23 protein-coding genes are annotated in these 23,059 nt (G+C 72.0%); 4 read left to right on the top strand and 19 right to left on the bottom strand.

What is annotated here, in order from left to right:
- Window positions 1-51: 51 nt before the first annotated feature.
- The 12 genes from deoC to ACFWEJ_RS08995 form a co-directional block, all read right to left on the bottom strand.
- A complete protein-coding gene (gene deoC, locus ACFWEJ_RS08940; RefSeq protein ID WP_377228851.1) occupies window positions 52-810 on the bottom strand; it encodes a deoxyribose-phosphate aldolase in 759 nt (252 codons plus the stop codon).
- The gene (locus ACFWEJ_RS08945; protein WP_377228852.1) at window positions 807-1,961 is read right to left on the bottom strand and encodes an adenosine deaminase; all 1,155 of its coding nucleotides are present in this window, start codon (window positions 1,959-1,961) and stop codon (window positions 807-809) included. Before ACFWEJ_RS08945 ends, deoC begins: the two co-directional genes overlap by 4 nt.
- A 34-nt stretch (window positions 1,962-1,995) precedes the next feature.
- Window positions 1,996-2,205 carry a hypothetical protein gene (locus tag ACFWEJ_RS08950; protein ID WP_377228853.1) on the bottom strand — a complete coding sequence of 70 codons (210 nt, stop codon included), beginning with the start codon at window positions 2,203-2,205 and terminating at the stop codon, window positions 1,996-1,998.
- Between the two features lie 42 nt (window positions 2,206-2,247).
- Window positions 2,248-3,126: a hypothetical protein gene (locus ACFWEJ_RS08955; RefSeq protein WP_377228854.1), complete on the bottom strand. Its 879-nt coding sequence runs from the start codon at window positions 3,124-3,126 to the stop codon at window positions 2,248-2,250.
- A 135-nt stretch (window positions 3,127-3,261) separates the two neighbouring features.
- On the bottom strand, window positions 3,262-4,644 hold the full coding sequence (locus ACFWEJ_RS08960; RefSeq protein WP_377228855.1) for a thymidine phosphorylase: 1,383 nt from the start codon (window positions 4,642-4,644) through the stop codon (window positions 3,262-3,264).
- Window positions 4,641-5,087, bottom strand: coding sequence for a cytidine deaminase (locus tag ACFWEJ_RS08965; RefSeq protein WP_377228856.1), 447 nt, complete (start codon window positions 5,085-5,087; stop codon window positions 4,641-4,643). The genes ACFWEJ_RS08960 and ACFWEJ_RS08965 overlap by 4 nt, the downstream gene beginning before the upstream one ends.
- Before the next feature lie 2 nt (window positions 5,088-5,089).
- Window positions 5,090-6,388 carry an ABC transporter permease gene (locus ACFWEJ_RS08970; RefSeq protein ID WP_377228857.1) on the bottom strand — a complete coding sequence of 433 codons (1,299 nt, stop codon included), beginning with the start codon at window positions 6,386-6,388 and terminating at the stop codon, window positions 5,090-5,092.
- Window positions 6,385-7,737, bottom strand: a complete 1,353-nt coding sequence (locus ACFWEJ_RS08975; protein WP_377228858.1) for an ABC transporter permease — start codon at window positions 7,735-7,737, stop codon at window positions 6,385-6,387. The genes ACFWEJ_RS08970 and ACFWEJ_RS08975 overlap by 4 nt, the downstream gene beginning before the upstream one ends.
- Complete coding sequence (locus tag ACFWEJ_RS08980) at window positions 7,734-9,260, bottom strand: ABC transporter ATP-binding protein (RefSeq protein WP_377228859.1); 1,527 nt, start codon at window positions 9,258-9,260, stop codon at window positions 7,734-7,736. Before ACFWEJ_RS08980 ends, ACFWEJ_RS08975 begins: the two co-directional genes overlap by 4 nt.
- Window positions 9,261-9,405: 145 nt before the next feature.
- A complete protein-coding gene (locus ACFWEJ_RS08985) occupies window positions 9,406-10,488 on the bottom strand; it encodes a BMP family protein (protein ID WP_377228860.1) in 1,083 nt (360 codons plus the stop codon).
- Window positions 10,489-10,642: 154 nt separating this feature from the next.
- Window positions 10,643-11,872 (bottom strand): amidohydrolase, encoded by a 1,230-nt coding sequence (locus ACFWEJ_RS08990; RefSeq protein ID WP_377228861.1) that lies wholly within the window; start codon window positions 11,870-11,872, stop codon window positions 10,643-10,645.
- A gap of 160 nt (window positions 11,873-12,032) precedes the next feature.
- Window positions 12,033-13,166, bottom strand: coding sequence for a mannose-1-phosphate guanylyltransferase (locus ACFWEJ_RS08995; protein WP_377228862.1), 1,134 nt, complete (start codon window positions 13,164-13,166; stop codon window positions 12,033-12,035).
- A gap of 270 nt (window positions 13,167-13,436) precedes the next feature.
- Here ACFWEJ_RS08995 and sdhC point away from each other — a divergent pair, with 270 nt between their 5' ends.
- From sdhC to ACFWEJ_RS09015, 4 genes are all read left to right on the top strand, one after another.
- Entirely contained in the window at window positions 13,437-13,820 is a 384-nt protein-coding gene (gene sdhC, locus ACFWEJ_RS09000) for a succinate dehydrogenase, cytochrome b556 subunit (RefSeq protein WP_285102742.1), read from the top strand.
- Window positions 13,820-14,284 carry a succinate dehydrogenase hydrophobic membrane anchor subunit gene (locus tag ACFWEJ_RS09005; RefSeq protein ID WP_377228863.1) on the top strand — a complete coding sequence of 155 codons (465 nt, stop codon included), beginning with the start codon at window positions 13,820-13,822 and terminating at the stop codon, window positions 14,282-14,284. Before sdhC ends, ACFWEJ_RS09005 begins: the two co-directional genes overlap by 1 nt.
- 68 nt (window positions 14,285-14,352) lie before the next feature.
- Window positions 14,353-16,185 carry a succinate dehydrogenase flavoprotein subunit gene (gene sdhA, locus ACFWEJ_RS09010; RefSeq protein ID WP_377228864.1) on the top strand — a complete coding sequence of 611 codons (1,833 nt, stop codon included), beginning with the start codon at window positions 14,353-14,355 and terminating at the stop codon, window positions 16,183-16,185.
- A complete protein-coding gene (locus ACFWEJ_RS09015; protein ID WP_357480169.1) occupies window positions 16,185-16,946 on the top strand; it encodes a succinate dehydrogenase iron-sulfur subunit in 762 nt (253 codons plus the stop codon). The genes sdhA and ACFWEJ_RS09015 overlap by 1 nt, the downstream gene beginning before the upstream one ends.
- A gap of 36 nt (window positions 16,947-16,982) precedes the next feature.
- On the opposite strand, the gene ACFWEJ_RS09020 is transcribed toward ACFWEJ_RS09015, so the two are convergent.
- From ACFWEJ_RS09020 to sigE, 7 genes are read right to left on the bottom strand one after another with little or no spacing between them, the layout of a single operon-like run.
- The gene (locus tag ACFWEJ_RS09020; protein ID WP_377228865.1) at window positions 16,983-17,894 is read right to left on the bottom strand and encodes a YihY/virulence factor BrkB family protein; all 912 of its coding nucleotides are present in this window, start codon (window positions 17,892-17,894) and stop codon (window positions 16,983-16,985) included.
- A 10-nt stretch (window positions 17,895-17,904) separates the two neighbouring features.
- Window positions 17,905-18,444: a 2'-5' RNA ligase family protein gene (locus ACFWEJ_RS09025; RefSeq protein ID WP_377228866.1), complete on the bottom strand. Its 540-nt coding sequence runs from the start codon at window positions 18,442-18,444 to the stop codon at window positions 17,905-17,907.
- The gene (gene trpS, locus ACFWEJ_RS09030) at window positions 18,441-19,514 is read right to left on the bottom strand and encodes a tryptophan--tRNA ligase (protein ID WP_377228867.1); all 1,074 of its coding nucleotides are present in this window, start codon (window positions 19,512-19,514) and stop codon (window positions 18,441-18,443) included. The genes ACFWEJ_RS09025 and trpS overlap by 4 nt, the downstream gene beginning before the upstream one ends.
- A 40-nt stretch (window positions 19,515-19,554) precedes the next feature.
- Entirely contained in the window at window positions 19,555-19,941 is a 387-nt protein-coding gene (locus ACFWEJ_RS09035) for a twin-arginine translocase TatA/TatE family subunit (protein WP_377228868.1), read from the bottom strand.
- A gap of 55 nt (window positions 19,942-19,996) precedes the next feature.
- Window positions 19,997-21,493 (bottom strand): trypsin-like peptidase domain-containing protein, encoded by a 1,497-nt coding sequence (locus ACFWEJ_RS09040; RefSeq protein ID WP_377228869.1) that lies wholly within the window; start codon window positions 21,491-21,493, stop codon window positions 19,997-19,999.
- A complete protein-coding gene (locus ACFWEJ_RS09045; RefSeq protein WP_377228870.1) occupies window positions 21,490-22,428 on the bottom strand; it encodes a zf-HC2 domain-containing protein in 939 nt (312 codons plus the stop codon). The genes ACFWEJ_RS09040 and ACFWEJ_RS09045 overlap by 4 nt, the downstream gene beginning before the upstream one ends.
- Entirely contained in the window at window positions 22,425-23,021 is a 597-nt protein-coding gene (sigE, locus tag ACFWEJ_RS09050) for an RNA polymerase sigma factor SigE (RefSeq protein ID WP_377228871.1), read from the bottom strand. The genes ACFWEJ_RS09045 and sigE overlap by 4 nt, the downstream gene beginning before the upstream one ends.
- Window positions 23,022-23,059: the final 38 nt, after the last annotated feature.

Consider the following 23,059-nt stretch of genomic DNA (forward strand, 5'->3'; position numbering starts at 1 on the left):
GTATTTGCGCTCCTGGAGGGTCCAGAAGCGCAAATACCCAGCACTCAACGATCAGTAGTCGGTCGGGGCGGCGGCCGGCGCGGGAGCAGCCCCGTCCTGGTCGAAGCCCGCAAGGACCGAGGCCGTGCCCGACAGGCCCAGGCGGGTGGCGCCCGCCTCGATCATCGCGAGCGCCGTGTCGAGGTCCCGGATGCCGCCCGAGGCCTTGACCCCGAGCCGGCCGCCGCCCGCCGCGCCCACGGTCCGCGCCATGAGCGAGACGGCGTGCACCGAGGCGCCGCCGGCCGGGTGGAAGCCCGTGGAGGTCTTGACGAAGTCGGCGCCGGCGGCCTCGGCCGCCTTGCACGCGCCGACGATCTGCTCGTCGGTGAGGGCGGCGGACTCGATGATCACCTTGAGGATGCGGCCGGGCTGCACGGCAGCGCGGACCGCGGCGATGTCGGCCTCTACGACGTCGAACCGGCCGGCGCGCGCGGTGCCGACGTCGATCACCATGTCGACCTCGTCGGCGTCGTCCGCCACGGCGCGGGCCGCCTCGAACGCCTTCACGTCGGTCATGTGCTTGCCGGACGGGAACCCGCACACCGTCGCGACGGCGAGCCGCCCGGCGGCGACCTCGACGGCGAGCGACACGAACGACGGCGAGACGCACACCGAGTAGACGCCGAGGTCGGCGCCCTCCTCGACGAGCGCGGCGACGTCGGCGGCCATGGTCTCCGGCTTGAGCAGCGTGTGGTCCACGAACGCGGCGAGGGCCGCCTTGTCGCGCGGCGCCCGGGCGGGCTGCGGCGCGTGGGTCTGTGCGGTCATACGAGGGCACCTTCGACTTTCTGGAATCCGGGCATGATGACCTGGTCGACCAGGTCGCGGCGCTCGTCGTGGTGCATGAAGGCACCCCAGGCGGCGGTGACGGTGACGTCGACGAGGTCGTCGATCGTCCAGCCGGCCTCGTCGACGAGCAGCTTCATCTCGTGCGTCATCGACGTGCGGGACATGAGGCGGTTGTCGGTGTTGAGCGTGACCGCGAAGTCCAGCTCCTTCAGGCGGGTGATCGGGTGCGTCGCGATCGAGTCGGCGACGCCCGTCTGCAGGTTCGACACGGGGCACAGCTCGAGCGGGATCTGGTGGTCGCGCACCCAGTGCGCGAGACGGCCGAGGTCGGCCGAGCCGCCGCGGCCGTCGGCCGAGAGCGCGCCGTCGGACGGGTCGTGCTCGTCGGTCACGAAGGCGATGTCGTCGATGAGCCGCGCGCCGTGGCCCAGGCGGTCCGCCTGCCCGAGGTGCACGGCCTGCCCGATGGAGTCGAGGCCGGCGGCCTCGCCGGCGTGGATGGTCACGGGCACGTCGTGCTCGGCGAGGAAGCGCCAGATCCCGAGGTGGCGCGACGGCAGGAACCCGTCCTCGGGCCCCGCGATGTCGAACCCGACCACGCCGCGGTCGCGGTAGGCGACGGCGAGGTCGGCGACCTCCTGCCAGCGGTCGGCCTGGCGCATCGCGCCGACGAGCTGGCCGACCCGGATGATGTGGCCGCCGGCCGCGGCGGCCGCGATGCCGTCGTCGATCCCGGCCTGCACCGCCTCGACGGCCTCGCCGAGCGACAGCCCGCCCCGCAGGTGCTGCTCGGGCGCCCAGCGCTGCTCGGCGTACACGACGCCGTCGGCGGCGAGGTCGAGCACCGCCTCGCGGGCGACCCGCGCCAGGTTGTCGGCCGTCTGCATGACGGCGATGGTGTGCTCGAAGGTCTCGATGTACCGCACCAGCGTGCCGGAGTCGGCCGCGTCGCGGAACCAGGCGGCGAGGGAGTCGGCGTCGGTCGCGGGCAGCTCGTGCCCGGCGGCGTCCGCGAGCTCGAGGACGGTCTGTGGCCGCAGGCCCCCGTCGAGGTGGTCGTGGAGCACTACCTTGGGCAGGGCGCGGATCAGCGCCTCGCCGGGGCGCGCCCCGTGGTCTTGCGTGGTCATGCTGACAACCTACCGTCCGGCACCGACACCGGCGTCAGCCGGCGCCGGGGCTCTCGTCGTCCTCGTCCGCGAGGGCGTCCAGCGCCTGCTGGACGACGTCGGCCTCGGCGGCGTCGCCGTCGCTGTCCGGGCGGGGCGCGTCCGGGACGTACTCGTCGGGCTCGTGCGTGGTGTCGACGTCGGCGTCCGGGGGCGGGTCCAGACCGGCGTCACGCCAGGAGTCGGGACCGGGCAGCGTGCTCATCAGGGCCTCCTCTGCGACGGGAAGCCCGGAAGGGGCCGCCCGTCAGTGGTCTTCCATCGTCTCCCCGGCCCCGCCGCCCTGCCACCGCCCCGCGCGCTCCGGCAGCACCACCCAGGCCACGTGGGGCCAGCCGCCGAGCGCCGCGGTCAGCGCCTTGCGCACGCGCGCGGCCGTGCGGTCCCCCGTGGTCTGCTGCGTCTCGGCCTCCCGCGACGGGGCGGGCGGCGGGTCGAGCAGCACGGCCACCGGGACGGTGTGCAGGCCCGCCCCGGACGGCTCGTAGATCACCGCGTTGCCCTCGGTCCCCTCGCCGTCGGCCAGGGTGAGCAGCACCACGTGGCGCGGGACGGCGGCGTCCCACCCGCTCGTCACGTCGCCGCCCGTGTACAGGGGCACCGGGATGCCGGCGCGGGCGGCCTCGACCGCCGCCTCCAGCAGCCCCCGGGAGCCCGCGACCCGGTGGGTGTAGCGCACGCCGCCGTAGCTGGCGAACCGCGCGGCGCCCCACGGCGGCGTGCCGTAGGTGCGCGGCCAGCCCGCCACGACCAGCCCGTGCCGGTTCGTGGCCGCCTGGACGGCGTGCTGCAGCCGCACGAACCGCGCCGCGGGGTCGTCACCGGCGATCCGGAGGGCCGCCCGCGGGTCGCCGGCCAGCCCGAGCATCGCGAGCACGGCCGACCCGCACGTGGTCTCGTCGACCTGCACGGCGGCGGCGGTCTCGCCGTCGAGCGACGGGAGGTTCAGCCGCCGGGGGAAGCCGACGGTCCCGGTGCCGCGCTCGCGCCCGAGCGGGTCCAGGACGGACCGCCGGGCGCGGGACGTCACCGACTCCAGCCGCCGCTCGACGTCGTCCGGGACAGCAGGGCGCTCGAAGCGGCCGCGCGGCGGCGGCGCGGGGACGGGCCCGGCGAATGCACGCATCGCACCGAGCAGGGACGAAAGGCGCATTGTCGACTGCACGTTCGTCAGGCTAAGCCGACGTCCGGCGACTCGCCGGACCGCCACGCTGAAGATCGCTACCGGCCCGCTTCCGGTGGGTGAAAACTACCTCCCACCTCAGACGATGCGGTCGAGCACCACCGATCCCTGCGACGCCAGGGCCGCGCCGACCAGCGCGCCGGCCCCCATGTCCATGCTCGCCAGCGCGCCGGCGGCACCCCCGAGGGCCCCGCCCAGCACGCCGTTGGCGGCCGGGTCCACGGACCATCCGCCGTCGAGCGCCTCGCGGGCCCGGGCGAACCGCTCGGGCGTGTCGGTGTGCAGGGTCAGCAGGGGCTGCCCGGCGGTCACCTCCTCGCCCGGCTTCACGTGGATCTCGATGCCGGCCGCCGCCTGGACCTCGTCCTCCTTGCGGGCCCGGCCCGCGCCCAGGCGCCGGACCGCCACGCCCACCGCGTACGCGTCCAGCGAGGTGAGCACGCCGGACTCGGGCGCCACCACCGTCTCGGTCTCCTTCGCGACGGGCAGCGGCGCGTCCACGTCGCCGCCCTGCGCGGCGATCATGGCCCGCCACCTGTCCATGGCGCGGCCGTCGGCCAGCGCGGCCCGCACGTCGTCCTCCGACCGGGGCCGGTCCGCCGCGGCGAGCATCTCCACGGCGAGCGCCACGGTCAGGTCGACGACGTCGGAGGGGCCGCCGCCCGACAGCACCTCCAGCGACTCGCGCACCTCCAGGGCGTTGCCTGCGGTCAGCCCGAGCGGCACGGACATGTCCGTGACGAGGGCGACGGTGCGCACGCCGGCGTCGGTCCCGAGGTCCACCATGGTGCGGGCGAGCTCGCGCGCGCTGTCCAGGGTCTTCATGAAGGCCCCGGAGCCCACCTTGACGTCGAGCACCAGCGCGCCGGTGCCCTCGGCGATCTTCTTGGACATGATCGAGCTCGCGATGAGCGGGATAGCCTCGACGGTCGCGGTGACGTCCCGCAGCGCGTACAGCTTCTTGTCGGCCGGGGCGAGGCCCGCGCCTGCGGCGCAGATGACGGCGCCCACGGAGTCGAGCTGCGCCATCATCTCGTCGTTGGTCAGCGAGGCCCGCCAGCCCGGAATGGCCTCCAGCTTGTCCAGGGTGCCGCCCGTGTGGCCCAGGCCGCGGCCCGAGAGCTGCGGCACGGCGACGTCGAACACCGCGACCAGGGGCGCCAGGGGCAGCGTGATCTTGTCGCCGACGCCGCCGGTGGAGTGCTTGTCCGCCGTCGGCCGCGAGAGCGCGGAGAACGACATGCGCTCGCCGGACCGGATCATCGCGGCGGTCCACCGGGAGATCTCCTGCCGGGTCATCCCGTTGAGCAGGATCGCCATGGTCATCGCGGACATCTGCTCGTCGGCCACGGCGCCGCGCGTGTAGGCGTCGACCAGCCAGTCGATCTGGGCGTCGGTCAGCGACTCCGTGTTGTCGCGCTTGACCCGGATCAGGTCGACGGCGTCGAACGGCTCGGTCATCGTGTTGCCTCTCGCACGTGGTCCAGGTCGCCCGGCCCGAAGGCCTGGGGCAGTACTTCCGTCATCGGCACGATGCCCAGCGGGGTGTCCACGAGCAGCTCGGCGCCGCCGTGCTCCCACAGGAGCTGCCGGCACCGGCCGCACGGCATGATCGTCTCGCCGAGCGCGTTCACGCAGGTGAACGCGGCCAGCCGCCCGCCGCCCGACATGATCAGCGCGCTGACCAGCGAGCACTCGGCGCACAGGGTGACCCCGTACGCCGCGTTCTCGACGTTCGCGCCCGTCAGGAGGCGACCGTCGGCGGCGAAGGCCGCCGCGCCGACCTTGAATTCCGAGTAGGGCGCATAGGCCTTGCCGACGGCGTCGCGGGCCGCGGCCCGCAGGCCGTCCCAGTCCACGACGTCGTCCGGGCGCACCTGTTCCACTGAGCTCACGTCCACCATCCTCACCCCTTGACGTACGGCTCGCCCGACGCGGCCGGCGGGCGCGAGCGCCCGACGAGGCCCGCGACGGCGAGCAGGGTGACGACGTACGGGATCATGAGCATGAACTGGCTCGGCACGGGCGAGCCCACCACGGACAGCACGTTCTGCAGGTTCGACGCGAAGCCGAACAGCAGGCCCGCAAAGGCCGCGCGCACCGGGTCCCACTTGCCGAAGATGACGGCGGCCAGGGCGATGTAGCCCGCGCCGCCGGTCATGTTCTCGCCGAACTGGCTGAGCTGGACGGTCGTGTAGAACGCACCGCCCAGGCCCGCCACGGCACCGGCCACGAGCACGGCGTTGTACCGGGTGCGCACCACGTCGATGCCCACGGTGTCAGCGGCCTTCGGGTGCTCGCCCACGGCCCGCAGGCGCAGGCCCCAGCGGGTGCGGTTCAGCGTGTACCAGACGGTCGGCACGGCGATGAACATCAGGTAGATGAGCAGCGGCTGGTCGAACAGGACCGGGCCGATCACCGGGATGTCCGACAGCACCGGGATCGGGATGGACTCGAACCGCGTGGTCGAGTTCAGCGTCTCCGCGCTCGGCACCAGCACCTGCGAGTACAGGAAGCTGGTCAGGCCGACCACCAGCACGTTGAGCACCACACCGACGATCACCTGGTTCACGTGGTACGTGATGGCGAACACCCCGAGGACCAGGGCCACGAGCGCGCCCGCGAACAGGGCCGCGACCAGACCGGCCACGGCGCTGTTGGTGATCGAGGAGACGATCGCCGCCGTGAACGCCGCGCCGAGCAGCTGCGCCTCGATCGCGATGTTGACCACGCCCGCGCGCTCGCCGATCACGCCGCCCAGCGCGCCGTAGACGAACGGCACGGACCACAGCACGGCGCCGCCGAGCAGGCCCACGATCGACAGGTCGCGGGGGCTGCCCGCGCCGGCCCAGGCCAGGAAGCCGAGCAGACCGGCCAGGGAGTAGAGCACGACGAGCCAGACCGACGTCCGGCGGCCGCGCGCCGTGAGCGCGAAGGCGACGGCGGTCACCGCGAGCATCACCGCGCCGCACACCCACGCGAACACCGTCGCGGGCACCACGATCACCGGGATCTGGAAGAAGTCGCCGCGCTGGGACAGCAGGAAACGGGTGTCGCCCGAGTGCGGCACGGCGAGCAGCAGCAGCGCGTACAGCACGGTCACGGTGAGCAGCACGCCCGCCGTCTTCCACGACACGAGCGTGACGGTGCGCGTCGTCTCCGACAGCGGCGCGTCGAGCTGGGTGGTCTGGTGGTCGGCGCTCACGCGGCCGCCTCCTTCCGGTTCCGGGCCGCCTTGGCCTTCTTCGGTGTCCGACGCCGGTTCGGGTCGGGCAGCCGGAAGATGGCCCGCACCAGCGGCGGCGCGGCGATGAACAGCACGATGAGCGACTGGACCACGAGCACGATGTCGCTCGGGACGCCCTCGGCGGCCTGCATGGTGGTGCCGCCCGCCTTGAACGCGCCGAACAGGATGCCCGCCGCGAGCACGCCCCACGGGTTGGACCCGCCGAGCAGCGCGACGGTGATGGCGTCGAACCCGATGCCGGCGTCGATGTCGGAGCTGAAGCCCGTGGTCACGCCGCCCAGCACCTGCGAGGCACCGGCCAGGCCGACCAGGCCACCGGCCACCAGCATCACGTTGATGGTGGCCCGCCCGGTGTCGATGCCGGCCACGCGCGCCGCACGCGGGTTCTCGCCCACGGCGCGGAACGCGAAGCCGGTGGACGAGCGGTTGAGCAGCCACCACACGCCGACGACGGCCAGCAGGGCCAGCACGAAGCCCCAGGTCACGTTGAACCGGTCACCCAGCAGGGTGGGCAGCTGCGCCGACTCGGGGGTCGGCGGCGTCTTGGGGTTGGACGAGCCGGGCGCCTGCAGCAGGCCCGGCGTCGCCAGGAAGTAGGAGATCAGGTAGAACGCGACGTAGTTGAGCATGATCGTGACGATCACCTCGTGCGCCCCGGTGCGGGCCTTGAGCACGCCCGCGATGCCGGCCCACACGGCGCCGGCCGCGATGCCGGCCACGAGAGCCAGCAGCAGGTGCAGCGGGAACGGCACCCCGCTGACGCCGAAGCCGACCCAGCCGGCCGCCGCGGCCGCCACGAGCATCTGCCCCTGGCCACCGATGTTGAACAGGCCGGCCCGGAACGCGAGCGCCACGCCGAGGCCCGCCGCGATGAGCGGGGTCGCGTAGCTGAACGTCTCGGTCAGCGGCCGGATCGCGGTGACGAAGTCCGGCGCCTGGAGGTTCACCACGGAGCCGCGGAACAGCGCGGCGTAGGCGCCGCCGACCGCCTGCCCGATCGCGACGAAGGTGTCGACGGGCCGCGCGAAGAAGTACACCGCGGCCGCCTTCACCTCCTCGTCGGTGAAGGCGATCATGATCGAGCCCGCGACGACGGCGAGCAGCACGGCGCCGACGGCCACGGTCCAGGAGCTGGTCATCGTCTGCTGCAGGGCCCTGGCCATGCGGCTGGCGGTGTCCTGCACCTCCTCGCCGGCGGGTGCGCCCAGCTCGCGGGCGCGCTCCTGCTCCAGCTCCTCGGCGGTGCCGGGGTCGAGGCCCGGCTCCTGCTCGGGGTTGTTCCCCGGGCTCGGTTCGGGCGCGTTCATGCCGCCTCGCCTCCGTTCGCATCCTCAGGCGAGATCCCCGCCATCATCAGGCCCAGCACGTCACGCGGGGTGTCCGCGGGCACGATGCCCACGACCTTGCCGCGGTACATCACCATGATGCGGTCGGCCAGGGCCACCGCCTCGTCCAGCTCGGTCGAGACCACGACCACCGGCACCCCGGCGTCGCGCGTGGCGACGATCCGCTTGTGGATGAACTCGATGGAGCCCACGTCCACGCCGCGCGTCGGCTGGGCCGCGACGAACAGGCGCAGGTCGCGGGACAGCTCGCGGGCGAGCACCACCTTCTGCTGGTTGCCGCCCGACAGGCGCCCCACCGGTGTGGTGATGCTCTGCGTGCGGACGTCGAACTCGGCGACCTTCTCGTCGGCGAACCGGTCGCGGTGGGACAGCTGCAGGGCGCCCGCCTTCACGAAGGGCGGCCCGTCGGTGCGGTCGAGCATGAGGTTCTCGGCGATGGTGAACTCGCCGATCAGCCCGTCGAGCGTGCGGTCCTCGGGCACGAAGCCCACGCCCTGGTCGAGGATGCGGCGCACCGAGCGGCCCACCAGCTCCTTGCCGTCGAGCGCGATGGAGCCGGACACGTCGCCCTGCAGCCCGATCAGGGCCTCGGTGAGCTCGGTCTGGCCGTTGCCCTGCACGCCGGCGATCACGAGCACCTCGCCGCCGCGCACCTCGAAGCTGACGCCGTCGACCACCACGACACCGGACTCGCTGGTGACCACCAGGTCGGTGACCTTGAGCGCGTTGTCCCGCAGGGTGGGCGTCTCCTTCTGCACCGTGAGCTCCACGGAGCGACCGACCATCAGGGAGGCGAGCTCGGCGTCGGACGCCGTCGGGCTGGCCTCGCCCACGACCTTGCCGTGCCGGATCACCGTGATGCGGTCGGCCACGGCGCGCACCTCGCGCAGCTTGTGGGTGATGAACACGATCGCGGAGCCCTCGTCGCGCAGCTGGCGCATGATCGCCATCAGCTCGTCGGTCTCCTGCGGCGTGAGCACCGCCGTCGGCTCGTCGAAGACCAGCACGTCGGCGTTCCGGGAGAGCGCCTTGATGATCTCGACCCGCTGCTGCACGCCCACGGGCAGGTCCTCGACCACGGCGTCGGGGTCCACGTGGAAGCCGAAGCGGGCGGAGATCTCCCGCACCTGGGCGCGGGCCGCCTCCAGGTCGAGGCGCCCGCCGCCGCGGGTCTGCTCGTGACCGAGCATGACATTCTCCGCCACGGTGAAGACGGGCACGAGCATGAAGTGCTGGTGCACCATGCCGATGCCCGCACCCATGGCGTCGCCCGGGCCGGCGAAGTCCTGGACGACGTCGTCCAGGAGGATCTCGCCCTCGTCGGCCTCGTACAGGCCGTACAGCACGTTCATCAGGGTGGACTTGCCCGCCCCGTTCTCGCCCAGGAGCGAGTGGATCTCACCTGGCTGCACCACCAGGTCGATGTGGTCGTTCGCGACGAGCGCGCCGAAGCGCTTGGTGATGCCGCGCAGCTCGAGCCGCATAGGAATCCTTCCCGACAGGGGTCCTGCTCATGACAGGTCCCGGGGCGCACGGCGCGTGCCGTGCCCCCCGGGACCATCTTGCGTCAAGTCTCGACCGTCGACCGGTCAGCCTGCGACCGGTCGGCCGTCAGCCGTGACCCGCGGGTCACTTGGCGAGGTAGGACTCCACCTTGACGTCGCCGGCGATGATCGACTCCTTGAGGGCCTGGACCTCTTCCCACAGGGCCGGGTCCACCTTGTCCTCGAAGTTGTGCAGCGGGGCGATGTCCACACCGCCGTTCTCGAGGGTACCCACGTACGGGGTCGGGTCGAACTCGTCGTTGCCCGAGGCGACGACGGCCTCCTGCGTGGAGACGTCCATCCCCTTGAGGATCGAGGTCAGCACGATGTCCTGCGTGGCCGGGTCCGACTCGTAGAAGTCGGCGTCCACGCCCACGAGCGCGACGTCCTCGCCCGAGTCCGCGATCGCGTCCATGGCCGACTGGTAGATCGGGCCGCCGACGGGCAGGATCACGTCGACGCCCTGGTCCAGGACGTTCTGCGCGGTCTGCTTGGCCGCCGGGTCGGCCGCGAAGCCGCCCGTGAACGAGCCCTTCTTGCCGTCCCAGCCGACGAGCTCGACGTTCTCGCCCTTGGTCTCGTTGTAGTAGTCGATGCCCTGCTTGAAGCCGTCCATGAAGATGGTGACGGTCGGGTAGTCCATGCCACCGAAGGTGCCGACCTTGCCGGCCTCCGAGTAGCCCGCGGCGAGGTAGCCCGCGAGGAACGCGCCCTGCGCCGTGTCGTACAGCAGCGGCTTGATGTTGTCGGCGTCGGCCTTGCCGTCGAAGTCCGCGTCGGCCGCGTCGTCGATGATGATGTAGTCGATGTCCGGGTTCTCGGTCGCGGACTCGATCGTGGTGGCCGACAGCGCGAAGCCGACGGTGACGATCGTGTCGCAGTCCTCCGCCACGAGGGACTCGACGTTGCCCTTGTAGTCGCTCTCGGACGCGGACTGGACCGAGACGGCCTTCGTGCCGAGCTCGTCGGCGGCAGCGGTCACGCCTTCGAAGCTGAGCTGGTTGAAGCTCTTGTCGTCGAACCCGCCGGCGTCCGAGACGATGCAGGGCTTGAAGTCACTGGCGGCGGCGGTCTCGCCACCAGTGGACTCCTCCGGGGCGGCGCCGCACGCCGAGAGCGCGAGCGCCGTTGCTCCCGCAAGGGCGGTGAGCCAGACAGCCTTCTTCACTGGTGCTCCTTCGATGATCCTGAGGGCGACGTTCCAGACGGATCTGGAGCCCTATACCGCACCGAGGGTAGCCAGCGCATCTGGCATTTCGCGTTTCGAGACGGTAACCGGAGTAAGTCGTTACCGAAGCGTCATCGACAGCAACACTTCTCGCTCAGGAGGCAGCGAACTGGGCGAGTGTCCTTACGCCCACGCCGATCGCGCGCTCGTCCACGACCAGGTCGCCCTGGTGCAGGTCGTAGGTGCGCCCGCCCGGTGTGCGCACACCGAGCCGCGCCATGGTGCCCGGGACCTTGCGCAGGTACCAGGCGAAGTCCTCGCCGCCCATCGACTGCTCGGTGAGCTGCACGGCGTCGGGCCCGACGGCGTCCCGGATCGCCGCCTCGAGGTCGCCGGTGGCCTCCGTCTCGTTCTCGACGGGCGGCACGCCGTGCGTCACCGTCACGGAGATGTCCACCTGGTACGGGGCCACGACCTGCTCCACGGCCTCGCGGACCAGCTCGCCCGCCTTCTCCCAGGCGCGGACGTCGAGGCAGCGCAGCGTGCCCTTCAGGATGCCGGTCGACGGGATCGCGTTGGGCGTCGAGCCCGCCTGGACGGCGCCCCACGTGAGGTTGACGCCCGAGCGGGGGTCCAGCCGCCGGCCGAGCACGGCGGGCGTCTGCGTGATGACCTGGCCGAGCGCGAACACGACGTCGCCGGTGAGGTGCGGGCGCGAGGTGTGGCCGCCGGGCGACGAGATGGTCACCATGACGGAGTCGCTTGCCGACGTGATGGGGCCGATGCGGGTACCCACGTGGCCGACGTCGAACTTCGGGTCGCAGTGCAGCGCGGCCATCCGGTCCACGCCGTCCAGCTCGGAGGTCTTGTTGATGATGTCCTCCGCGCCGCCCGGGAAGACCTCCTCGGCGGGCTGGAAGAAGAGCCGGACGCCGCGCCGCAGCCGCCCCTCCTCCTGGAGGCGGGCGAGCACGAGGCCCGCGCCGAGCACCACGGTGGTGTGCACGTCGTGCCCGCAGGCGTGGGCCACGCCCGGCCGGGTCGAGGCGAACTCCACGCCGCTCGTCTCGTGCAGCGGCAGCGCGTCGAGGTCGGCGCGCAGGCCCACCCGGCCCTCGCCGTCGGGCCCGTGGTCGGGGCCGATGTCGCAGACCAGGCCGGAGCCCGTCGGCAGCGGGCGCGGATCCAGCCCGGCGGCCCGCAGGCGCTCGACCAGCAGCGCGGAGGTGCGGATCTCCTGGCGCGACAGCTCGGGGTGGCGGTGCACGTCGCGGCGGAACGCGACCAGCTCCGCGTCGAACCCGTCGGCCAGCTCGCCGACCCTGGCCGCCAGGCCTGCGACGACGTCCGTCACGTTCCCCCCGGGCACGTCCCCGACCGGCATCTGATCGTGCGAAACGATCTGATCGAAATCGGCGATACTGACGGGTTCGTGGGTCGGGTTCACGCACTCACGGTAGCGCCGTCCGCCCCGCGAGACACGGCAGCGGGCGATGCGTCCCACCATGCGGACATCTGTGAGACATCAGGGAAAGATCCTTGATTCAGAGCAGATCCTCCCTGCCCCGTTCGCGGACCGCGGCGACCACGTCCTTGACCTGCTGCGCACGTGCGCGCGTGGTCACCAGGAGCGCGTCGGGCGTGTCCACCACGACGACGTCGTCCAGCCCCAGCACCGTGACCAGCCGGCCGGACGCCGGGACCACCACGGAGCCGGCGCTCTCGATGCGCAGCACGTCGCCGGGGTCGCCGAGCACCTTGGCACCGCGGTCGTCGTCGGACGGCAGGAGCACGGCCAGCGAGTTGTAGTCCCCGACGTCGTCCCACCCGAACGTCCCCGGCACGACGGCGACGCCGCCCGCCTCCGCGACCGGCTCGGCCACCGCGTGGTCGATCGCGATCTTCTCCAGGCCCGGCCACACCTCCGCGAGCACCGCGGCGCGGCGCGGGGTGTCCCACGTGTCGGCGACGGTCCGCAGGCCGTCGTGCAGCGCGGGCCGCTGCTCGGCGAGGTGCCCCAGCAGCACGGACGTGCGCGAGACGAACATGCCCGCGTTCCAGCGGTACTCGCCCGAGGCGAGGTAGGTGCGCGCGGTGGCGGCGTCGGGCTTCTCGGTGAAACCGCGCACGTGCAGCGTGTGCGGCGCGCCCTCGACGCCGAGCGGCTCGCCCGAGCGCACGTACCCGAACGCGGTCGACGGCCGCGACGCGGCGATCCCCACGGTGGTGACGTAGCCCGCGCGCGCGGCGGCCACGGCCTCGCGGACCGCCAGCTGGAACGCGCGCGTCCCGTGGATCACGTGGTCGGCGGCGAACGAGCCGATGACGACGTCGCCGTGCCGCTTCTCCAGGACGGCCGCGGCCAGCCCGATCGCCGCCATGGACTCGCGCGGCGACGGCTCGGCGAGCACGGCGTCGTCCGACAGGCCCGGGAGCTGCGCACGGCAGGCGGCGACGTGCTGCTCACCCGTGACCAGGACGATGCCGTCGGGTCCCGCCAGCGGGCGCAGCCGGCGCTCCGTGGACTGGAGCAGGGACTCGCCCGATCCCACGAGGTCGTGCAGGAACTTGGGCTCCCCGCCGCGGGACAGCGGCCAGAGCCTCGTGCCGGACCCGCCGGCTGGTACCACTGCGAAGAAGTCGTCGATCGGGGACGATAGGGCGGCGGCCGAAGTCATGCCCCGCAGGATGTCAGCCGGACCACGTTCCCGCAGCCAAAACTCGCCGAATTCCGGGCGAACCCTGGCTGGTTCCAGGGTCGGGTCCGGGCAGCAACGCACGAGCAACCTGACGGGTGCCCGAAGCCACGACATCTCCCCTGTGGGATCAGTCACAAATGCCGTGTCTTGATGCCCGCGAGGGCTGCCGGGCGGCGATCGAGGCGAACCTTTGTCATTACAGTGGGGACCAGCCACCCCCCAGCCGGACAGCCATAGGAGGCTCCCGAAGTGCCCACCGCACCAGCAGGCACGTTGTACCGCGGCCGTGAAGGCATGTGGTCGTGGGTCGCGCACCGCGTGACCGGCGTGCTGATCTTCTTCTTCTTGCTCGTGCACGTGCTCGACACAGCCCTGGTGCGCGTGTCCCCCGAGGCGTACAACGCCGCGATCGGCACGTACCAGACCCCGATCATGGGGCTCGGCGAGGCCGGGCTCGTGGCCGCGATCGTCTTCCACGCCTTCAACGGCATCCGCATCATCCTGGTGGACTTCTGGGCCAAGGGCCCCAAGTACCAGAAGGTCATGCTGTGGGTCGTCGTCGGCCTCTTCGTCGTGACGATGGCGGGCTTCCTGCCGCGCCACCTCATCAACGTCTTCACCGGGGGTCACTGATGGCACACGGAACCGCTGCGGTGGCCAAGATCGACTCCCCCCGCTCCCCGTACGTGCGCCGCAAGACGACGCGCGGTAACTACGAGCTGTACTCCTGGGTCTTCATGCGCGCGTCCGGCGTGGTGCTGATCGTCCTCATCTTCGGCCACCTGTTCGTGAACCTGATGGTCGGCGACGGCGTGCACGCCATCGACTTCGGCTTCGTGGCCGGCAAGTGGGCGAGCCCGCTGTGGCAGGTCTGGGACCTCCTCATGCTGTGGCTCGCGATGATCCACGGCACCAACGGCGTGCGCACCATCATCAACGACTACGCGACGCGGGACCTGACGCGCGGCATCCTCAAGGGCCTGCTGCTCCTGGCCTTCACCGTCGTGGTCGTGCTCGGCACCCTCGTGATCTTCACGTTCGACCCGTGCCCGCCGGACGCCCCCGCAGAGCTGCTCGCCTCCTTCTGCACGGCATAGCGCTCCCGCACCACCGGCACACCCCCAGCCCCACACTCCGAACCTCATAGCAGGAGGCATCGAGCCCGATGCAGACCCATCAGTACGACGTCGTGATCGTCGGCGCCGGCGGCGCAGGAATGCGCGCCGCCCTCGAGTCGTCGAAGGAGGCCCGCACCGCGGTGATCTCCAAGCTGTACCCCACCCGCTCCCACACGGGTGCCGCCCAGGGCGGCATGGCCGCGGCCCTCGCCAACGTCGAGGACGACAACTGGGAATGGCACACGTTCGACACCGTCAAGGGCGGCGACTACCTCGTCGACCAGGACGCGGCCGAGATCCTCGCGAAGGAAGCCATCGAGTCGGTCCTCGACCTGGAGCGGATGGGCCTCCCGTTCAACCGCACCCCCGAGGGCAAGATCGACCAGCGCCGGTTCGGCGGGCACACCCGTGACCACGGCCAGTCCGCCGTGCGCCGCGCGTGCTACGCCGCCGACCGCACCGGCCACATGATCCTCCAGACGCTCTACCAGAACTGCGTCAAGCAGGACGTCGAGTTCTTCAACGAGTTCTACGTGCTGGACCTCATCACCGACCACGACCTCACCACCGAGGAGATCGCGGACGGCGAGGAGGTCAACGCCACCGGCGTGGTCGCCTACGACCTGGCCACCGGCGAGATCCACGTGTTCCAGGCCAAGGCGATCATCTTCGCCACGGGCGGCGCCGGGAAGATCTTCAAGACCACCTCGAACGCGCACACCCTGACCGGTGACGGCATGGCGCTGGCGTACCGCCGCGGCCTGCCGCTGGAGGACATGGAGTTCTTCCAGTTCCACCCGACAGGCCTGGCGGGCCTGGGCATCCTCCTGTCGGAGGCGGCCCGTGGTGAGGGCGGCATCCTGCGCAACTCCGAGGGTGAGCGCTTCATGGAGCGCTACGCCCCCACCATCAAGGACCTGGCGCCGCGCGACATCGTGGCCCGGTCCATGGCGAACGAGGTCCGCGAGGGCCGCGGCGCCGGCCCGAACAAGGACTACGTGCTGCTCGATCTGACGCACCTGGAGCCGGCGCACATCGACGCCAAGCTCCCGGACATCACCGAGTTCGCGCGCACCTACCTCGGCATCGAGCCCTACACCGAGCCCGTCCCGGTGTACCCCACGGCGCACTACGCCATGGGCGGCGTGCCGACGAACATCCTGGGCGAGGTGCTCCGCGACGGCGTCAACGTGGTCAAGGGCCTCTACGCCGCCGGTGAGGTCGCCTGCGTGTCCGTGCACGGCTCCAACCGCCTCGGCACCAACTCACTGCTCGACATCAACGTCTTCGGCAAGCGCTCCGGCCGTGCGGCCGCCGCGTACGCGAAGACGGCGACGTTCCACGAGCTGCCCGAGGACCCGACCGTCCGCGTGGTCGAGCAGCTCGACGAGATGCGCAACCGGCCCGACGGCGAGCGCGTGGCGGACATCCGCAAGGCACTCCAGGACACCATGGACCTCAACGCCCAGGTGTTCCGCACGGGCGACTCGCTGAACGCGGCCCTGGCCGACATCCGCGAGCTGCAGAAGCGCTACCGCAACGCGTCCGTCCAGGACAAGGGCAAGCTCTTCAACACCGACCTGCTGGAGGCGATCGAGCTGGGCTTCCTGCTCGACATCGCCGAGGTCACCGTGGTCGCGGCGATCAACCGCAAGGAGTCGCGCGGCGGTCACTACCGGGAGGACTTCCCGAACCGCGACGACGCCAACTACATGCTGCACACCATGGCCTACCGGCGCCCCACCGCGGCGTCCGACCAGGCCGAGGGTCACGTCGAGGGCTACTTCGACCACGTCGAGGAGTTCGACGGCTACAAGGTCGTCCTGGGCTCCAAGCCCGTCGTCCAGACCCGGTACGAGCCGATGGAGCGTAAGTACTGATGACTGCCACACTCGAAGCCGCCACCCCGACTCCCGCCGCGGGCGAGATCCCCTCGTTCACGGTCACGCTGCGCATCCGGCGGTTCAACCCCGAGGTGTCCGAAGAGGCCACCTGGCAGGACTTCACCGTCGAGGCGCACGGGACCGACCGCATCCTCGACGCCCTGCACAAGATCAAGTGGGACGAGGACGGCTCGCTCACGTTCCGCCGCTCCTGTGCGCACGGGGTCTGCGGCTCGGACGCGATGCGGATCAACGGCCGTAACCGCCTGGCCTGCAAGACGCTCCTGAAGGACGTCAACCCGGACAAGCCGATCACGGTCGAGCCCATCAAGGGCCTGCCCGTGGTCAAGGACCTCGTGGTCGACATGGAGCCGTTCTTCGCCTCCTACCGCGAGATCATGCCGTTCCTCATCACCTCCGGGAACGAGCCCTCCAAGGAGCGCTACCAGTCCCCCGAGGACCGCGCGAAGTTCGACGACACCACCAAGTGCATCCTGTGCGCCGCGTGCACGTCGTCCTGCCCGGTGTTCTGGACGGACGGCCAGTACTTCGGCCCGGCCGCGATCGTGAACGCGCACCGCTTCATCTTCGACAGCCGTGACGAGGGTGGCACGCAGCGCCTGGAGATCCTCAACGACAAGGAGGGCGTGTGGCGCTGCCGCACGACCTTCAACTGCACCGAGGCGTGCCCCCGTGGCATCGAGGTGACGAAGGCGATCCAGGAGGTCAAGCGCGCGATGATCACTCGCGCGTTCTGATCCTTCGGGGAGAACGGGGCGGCACGGGACGAGGTCCTATGCCGCCCCGTTCTCGTCGTCCGCGGCGGGCGGGTCGTGTGCGGCCGGCGGGTCGGACATCCAGGCGCAGGCCATGAGCAGGACCCGGGCCAGCAGGTTGACCAGCACCAGGATGGTCACCACCACCGCGAACGACGCCAGCAGGGCGTTGCGAGCGGCGGCACCCGAGATCACCTCGGTGCCGAGGTAGCGCAGCGCGCCGGCGACGACGCCGACCGCGAGCGACCCGTACAGCAGGTCCCGCCAGGCCGTCCGCACGCCGCCCACGTACCGGACCACGGCGGCCACGACGACCGCGTCCAGCGCCAGGGTGACCAGGGCGCCGCCGACACGTACCGCGAAGGACACCGCGCCCCCGTCCAGGCCGAGGCTCTCCAGCGTCCAGGGCACCGCCGCCGAGACCGCCACGCTGGCCGCCGCCGTGACGAGCACGCCGACGCCGAGCAGCACGAACCCGAAGAGCTGCCGCAGGCGGTCGGTCACCGGGTTGCCGTGGCCGTCGATCTCCCCGAACATCGCCCGCACCGACGTGCGCAGGGCACCCATGAAGTTCGTGGCGGACCACAGCAGCACCAGCGCCGCCACGGCCGAGGTCCAGCTCAGGCCGGTGGAGATCACGAGGTCGTTCGGCGACAGCACCCCGCCGCTGCCGGTGTCCACGAGCCCCGGGATCCAGGTGTCGATCTGGTCCAGCACCGCGTTGCGCAGGTCGGCGTCGCCGCCGAGCACGCGCACGAACACGGTGTAGCCGATCGCGAGGGCCGCGAACAGCGAGAACAGGGCGGCGTAGGCCATGCCCCCGCTGAGCACGGCGCCGTTCGCCGTGTTGAACCGGGTCATCGCCCGGCCGGGACGGGTCGCCTCCCAGCGCGCCCAGAGCGCCTGCCCCCACTCGATCAGCCGCCTCATCGCGACGAGACTAGACGCCGAGGGGGAACGCCGCCTGTGGTCGCCAGATTCCGTCGTCACCGTGCTCGTACTGGTAGAACCGGTCGACGTCGAAGTCCGCGGAGTAGTCCGCCATCGCCTCGAACGCCTTGTCGAGGTCGGCGTCCGGCACCTCGTGCGCGATGGTGACGTGCGGGTGGTAGTTGAACCGCAGCTCGCCGTCCAGGATCCCCGTGCGCACGCTCGCCTCGAGCCGCTCGCACTCGGAGATGCCCTGCGCCAGCGACACGAACACCACCGGCGAGATGGGCCGGAAGGTGGCCGTGCCGCGCAGCCGCACGGTGAACGGCGCCGCGGCGGCAGCCACGGCGGCCAGGTGCTCCCGCGCCTCGGCGAGCCGCCCGGCGTCGAGCAGGGTGGGTCCCAGCAGCGTGATGTGCGGGGGGATGAAGTTCGCGAGCGGGTCGTCGGCAGCCACCCGCGCCGCGCTGAGCTGCGCGGCGTAGGGCTCCGGGATCTCGATCGCGATCCCGATGCGGACCTGGCCCGGTCCGCGCTCGGGGAGGTTCACCGTTCGCCTCGCGCGGGCAGCAGCCCGAACCGTTCGTACATCCGGTCCAGCACCGGGCGGGCGATCGCGCGGGCCCGGTCGGCGCCGTCGGCCAGCACCTTGTCGAGCTGCGCGGGGTCCGCGAGGTACGTCTCGGCCCGGGCCTGGAACGGCTCGAGGAACGCGACGACGGCGTCGGCCAGGTCCACCTTGAGGTAGCCGTAGCCGCGGCCGTCGTACTCCTTGGCGATCGCGTCGATGTCGCGGCCGGTCACGGCCGAGAAGATCGTCAGCAGGTTCGAGATGCCCGGCTTCTCGGCCGGGTCGAAGCGCACGCCGTAGGACTCGTCGGCGTCGGTCACGGCCGACTTGATGGCCTTGACCGCCTTCTTGGGGTCCTCCAGCAGCCAGACGACGCCCTTGCCGCCCGTGCTGGACTTGCTCATCTTGGCGCTGGGGTCCTGCAGGTCCTGGATCTTCGCCACGGCCTTGACGATGTGCGCGTCCGGCACGACGGCGGTACCCGCGCCGAAGCGGGTGTTCAGCCGCTCCGCGAGGTCGCGCGTGAGCTCCAGGTGCTGGCGCTGGTCCTCGCCCACGGGGACCAGACCGGCGTCGTACAGGAGGATGTCGGCCGCCATCAGCACGGGGTAGGTGAAGAGCCCGACCGTGGTGCCCTCGCTGCCCTGCTTCGCGGACTTGTCCTTGAACTGCGTCATCCGGCCGGCCTCGCCGAACCCGGTCTGGCAGCTCAGCAGCCACGCCAGCTCGGCGTGCGCCGCCACGTGCGACTGCACGAAGAGGATGGACCGCTCCGGGTCGATGCCGCCGGCCAGGTACTGCGCCGCGGTGCGCCGGGTGCGCTCGCGCAGCAACGCCGGGTCGGGGCTGACCGTCAGTGCGTGCAGGTCGACGACGCAGTAGAGCGCGTCGTAGGAGTCCTGCAGCGCGATCCACTGGGACAGGGCACCGATGTAGTTCCCCAGGTGGAGCGAGCCGTCGGTCGGCTGCATCCCGGAGAAGATGCGCTTCCGGGTGGGGAGATCGGCCACGGCAGCGGTGTCCGGCGCGGTCGGGGTGTGGGACGACATGCCCAACATTCTGGCAGGTCTGTGCGTCCTCACCGAATCCTCAGGTCGCTTCGTCGTCGTACGGCGCCTTCCCGGGTTCCGCGGCCGGTCCGGCCGACGTCGCTGACATGCCGTTGCGGGCCGCCACCCCGTCCGCGGCCCGCGCGGCGGCGGACCGGGAGTACTCGGACGGGCTGTCGTCCATCAGCGCGTCCCGCACGATCCTGCGCGGGTCGTACTGGCGCGGGTCGAGCTTGGACCAGTCGACGTCGCTGAACTCCGGCCCGAGCTCGTCGTCGACGCGGGCCTTGGCGTTCTGGAGCAGGTCGCGACCTCGGCGCACGAGGGCGCCGAGCTGCTCCGCGTAGGTGGGCAGACGCTCCGGGCCGATCACGAGCATCGCGACCACCAGGATGATCACGAACTCCCAGCCGTTGATACCGAACACGGTCAGAGCCTACTCGCGTCGCGGGACGGCCCGGAGAACGCCCGATGAATCCCGTTCACTGGCCGCTCGACCGCTCTTCGAGCACCACGCGGACCTCGCGCTCGTCGTTCCCGGAGCGCACCTGGAGCGTCACCGGGTCGCCGGGCGCCTTGGCGCGGATCGCGACGATGAGCTCGTCGGCGACCGACACGGGCCGGCCGTCGACCGCGAGGATCACGTCGCCGGGCTTGATGCCCGCCTGGTCGGCGGGGCCGTCCGGCGTCACCGCGGGCGTGCCCTGCTGGGCCTCCTGCGACACCTGGACGCCCTCGCCCTGGTAGCTGGGGTCCAGCAGCACGCCGATGATCGGGAACGTCGCGGTGCCCGTCTCGATGAGCTGCTCGGCCGTGTGCCGCGCCTGGTTGGACGGGATGGCGAAGCCGAGGCCGATGTTGCCGGTGGCCGTGGTGGTGCCCGGTCCCTGCGCGATGGCCGAGTTGATGCCGATCACCTCGCCCGCCGAGTTGACGAGCGGGCCGCCGGAGTTGCCGGGGTTGATCGCGGCGTCCGTCTGGATGGCGTCGATGAACGCCGCCTCCGCGGACTCGCCTGCCTTGACGGGGCGGTGCAGCGCGCTGACGATGCCGGTGGTCACCGTGGCCTCCAGGCCGAGCGGCGAGCCGACGGCGAGCACCGAGTCGCCGACCACGACGTCGTCGGAGTCGCCCAGCACGAGCGGCTCCAGCCCCGTCTCCTCGACCTTGATGACGGCGAGGTCGTAGTCCGGGGTGGCCCCCACCAGCTTGGCGGGCTGCTCGTGGCCGTCCGAGAAGGTGACCGTCACGTCGGCCCCCGAGGCCGCCTCGGCGACCACGTGGTTGTTCGTGAGGATGTAGCCCTCGGACTTCAGGATCATGCCCGACCCGGTGGCCACGCCCTGCTGGGCGCGCACCTCGATCGAGACCACGCTCGGCAGCGCGGCGGCGGCGATCGCGGCCACCGAGCCCTCCGGGCGGTCCACGTGGGTGGTGCCCGCGGCGGGCTGGGGCAGCGCGGCGTCGGCCGGGCGCGCCGTCCCGCGGGCGTCCAGCAGCGCGTAGGCGCCGACGCCGCCGCCGGCGCCGGCGAGCAGGCCCAGCAGCACGACGGCGGACACCGCGCCCGCGCCGAGCCGGCTCCGGCGCGACCGGGGCGGCTGCGCGGTGCCGTACGGGGTGGTGCCGTGGGGCTCCGTGCCATGGGGTGCCGTTCCGTGCGGGTCGGTCCCCGCGTGCGGCGCGTGCGCGTCCTGGTCGGCGGCCGACGGCGCTGGGATCGTGGTCAGGTAACCCGTCGTCGGGAGCTGCTGGGTCGGCTGGGCCTGGGTCGGCTGGGCCTGGGCCGGCGGGGCCGGGACGGGCGCGGGGGCCTGCGGGGCCGGGACCTGCTCCGTCGGGCGCTCGGCGGCCGGCTGCTCTGCCGGCGTCCCCGTGGGCGCGGGTTCGGGCGTGCGCCCCGCGGCCGGCGTCGGCTCGTTCGCGGGGGGCACTGCTGCGCGCGGTGTGGGAGGCGCGAACGGGTTCTCGTCGGTCATGGGCTTTCGATGGCTCCTGTCACGGTGTGCCACCCGCGGGCGATGCGGGGCAGGACCCCGGCATCGTAGCCATGCTCACCGAACGACGCCACGAGCTCGGTCAGTACCTCCTCCGGCGCGTCGGCGACGACGTCGACCACCATGTCGTCGGACTGCCACGCCACGTGGGCGGGCTCCGTGGCCAGCACCTGGACGCCGCCGACCGTCGTACCGCCCTGGGCGAGCTGCCCGGCACGCTCGCGCACCACGGCGTGGCCCGAGGGCCCGGTGAGGTCGATCTCCAGCGTCTGGCCCTGGTCGCCCACCAGGCGCATGGCCGAGACCGTGTAGCCGTCGGGCAGGTCGGCGGGCGCCACCCAGCCGTTGTCCGCGGCCCAGTCGAGCGCGGCAGGCGTGAGCTGGGCGGGGTCCACGTCGAGCTCCGCGAGCACGTCCTGGCCGGCGGCGGCGGCGTCGGGCCCCGTCCGGCCGAGCATCGTCATGCTGGTCTGCGCGGAGAGCTGCGGGGACACCACGGGCATGTCGCCGAGCGTGAAGAGTGCCAGGCCCAGGACGCCGGCTCCGCCGACGCCGAGCGCGGTGATCCGGGCGGTCCTGCGGCGCCGGGCCGGGCGGTCGATCCGGCCGTCGAAGTCGCCGAACCCCGAGGCCTGCCACACCGGCGCGGCCAGCGGGTCCGGGCCCAGGAACGGCCGGCGCAGCGGGTCCTCGTCCGCGGACGGGATGCTGGCCTGGAGCGCCATCAGGCGGGCGGTGAGGGCCGGGTCGGGCACCACGTCGGCGGCCGACGAGAGCGCCCGCCGGGCGGCGCGCGCCGTGTCGAGCTCGCGGGCGCACAGGCGGCACATCGTCACGTGGGAGAGCGCGCGCTCCGTCTCCGCGGGCGAGAGCTGCCCGTCAGCCAGAGCGCTGACCAGGTCACCGAGGTGGCTCATCGCACGCCCCCGCGCGTCGGCGCCAGGTGCTCCAGCGCGTCGCGGAGCTGGGCGCGGGCGCGGTGGATCCGGGAGCGCACGGTGCCGAGCTTGACGCCCAGGGTCACGGCGATCTCCTCGTAGCTCAGGCCCTCGATGTCGCACAGCACGACGGCCGCACGGTACTCCGGCCGCAGCGCGTCGAGCGCGCGCTGGACGTCCTGGTCGAGGTTGGCGTGCTCGTACCCGCGCTCCGGCCGGCCGAAGTCGCCGGTGTCGGCGACGTGGCCGTCGTCGTCACCCATCGCCTCCATGCGGATGCGCTTCTTGCGGCGCGCCTGGTCCAGGAACAGGTTGGTGGTGATGCGGTGCAGCCAGCCCTCGAACGTGCCCGGCGTGTAGCTGGACAGCGAACGGAACACCCGGATGAAGGTCTCCTGCGTCAGGTCCTCGGCGTCCTGCTTGTTGCCGGTCAGACGGTAGGCGAGCCGGTAGACGCGCGCGGAGTGCTCGCGCACGATCTCTTCCCAGGTAGGCGGCTGCCAGGGCAGGTCTGCCGCGCCGGCCCCGGAGGGTACCGGCGCGGCCGCGTCTGCTGCTGGGCGAGTGCTCACAGAAGTCATCGTCCTCTCAACGTACGTCAAAGCCCAGG

The sequence above is a fragment of the Promicromonospora sp. NPDC060204 genome (genome assembly GCF_042728455.1).
GTDB lineage: Bacteria > Actinomycetota > Actinomycetes > Actinomycetales > Cellulomonadaceae > Promicromonospora.

Bases quoted from the DNA above. Each gene is read 5' to 3' on its own strand.
- deoC (WP_377228851.1), bottom strand. From the start codon at position 810: ATGACCGCACAGACCCACGCGCCGCAGCCCGCCCGGGCGCCGCGCGAC.
- ACFWEJ_RS08945 (WP_377228852.1), bottom strand. From the start codon at position 1,961: ATGACCACGCAAGACCACGGGGCGCGCCCCGGCGAGGCGCTGATCCGC.
- ACFWEJ_RS08950 (WP_377228853.1), bottom strand. From the start codon at position 2,205: ATGAGCACGCTGCCCGGTCCCGACTCCTGGCGTGACGCCGGTCTGGAC.
- ACFWEJ_RS08955 (WP_377228854.1), bottom strand. From the start codon at position 3,126: ATGCGTGCATTCGCCGGGCCCGTCCCCGCGCCGCCGCCGCGCGGCCGC.
- ACFWEJ_RS08960 (WP_377228855.1), bottom strand. From the start codon at position 4,644: ATGACCGAGCCGTTCGACGCCGTCGACCTGATCCGGGTCAAGCGCGAC.
- ACFWEJ_RS08965 (WP_377228856.1), bottom strand. From the start codon at position 5,087: ATGGTGGACGTGAGCTCAGTGGAACAGGTGCGCCCGGACGACGTCGTG.
- ACFWEJ_RS08975 (WP_377228858.1), bottom strand. From the start codon at position 7,737: ATGAACGCGCCCGAACCGAGCCCGGGGAACAACCCCGAGCAGGAGCCG.
- ACFWEJ_RS08980 (WP_377228859.1), bottom strand. From the start codon at position 9,260: ATGCGGCTCGAGCTGCGCGGCATCACCAAGCGCTTCGGCGCGCTCGTC.
- ACFWEJ_RS08990 (WP_377228861.1), bottom strand. From the start codon at position 11,872: ATGCCGGTCGGGGACGTGCCCGGGGGGAACGTGACGGACGTCGTCGCA.
- ACFWEJ_RS08995 (WP_377228862.1), bottom strand. From the start codon at position 13,166: ATGACTTCGGCCGCCGCCCTATCGTCCCCGATCGACGACTTCTTCGCA.
- ACFWEJ_RS09005 (WP_377228863.1), top strand. From the start codon at position 13,820: ATGGCACACGGAACCGCTGCGGTGGCCAAGATCGACTCCCCCCGCTCC.
- sdhA (WP_377228864.1), top strand. From the start codon at position 14,353: ATGCAGACCCATCAGTACGACGTCGTGATCGTCGGCGCCGGCGGCGCA.
- ACFWEJ_RS09015 (WP_357480169.1), top strand. From the start codon at position 16,185: ATGACTGCCACACTCGAAGCCGCCACCCCGACTCCCGCCGCGGGCGAG.
- ACFWEJ_RS09020 (WP_377228865.1), bottom strand. From the start codon at position 17,894: ATGAGGCGGCTGATCGAGTGGGGGCAGGCGCTCTGGGCGCGCTGGGAG.
- trpS (WP_377228867.1), bottom strand. From the start codon at position 19,514: ATGTCGTCCCACACCCCGACCGCGCCGGACACCGCTGCCGTGGCCGAT.
- ACFWEJ_RS09040 (WP_377228869.1), bottom strand. From the start codon at position 21,493: ATGACCGACGAGAACCCGTTCGCGCCTCCCACACCGCGCGCAGCAGTG.
- ACFWEJ_RS09045 (WP_377228870.1), bottom strand. From the start codon at position 22,428: ATGAGCCACCTCGGTGACCTGGTCAGCGCTCTGGCTGACGGGCAGCTC.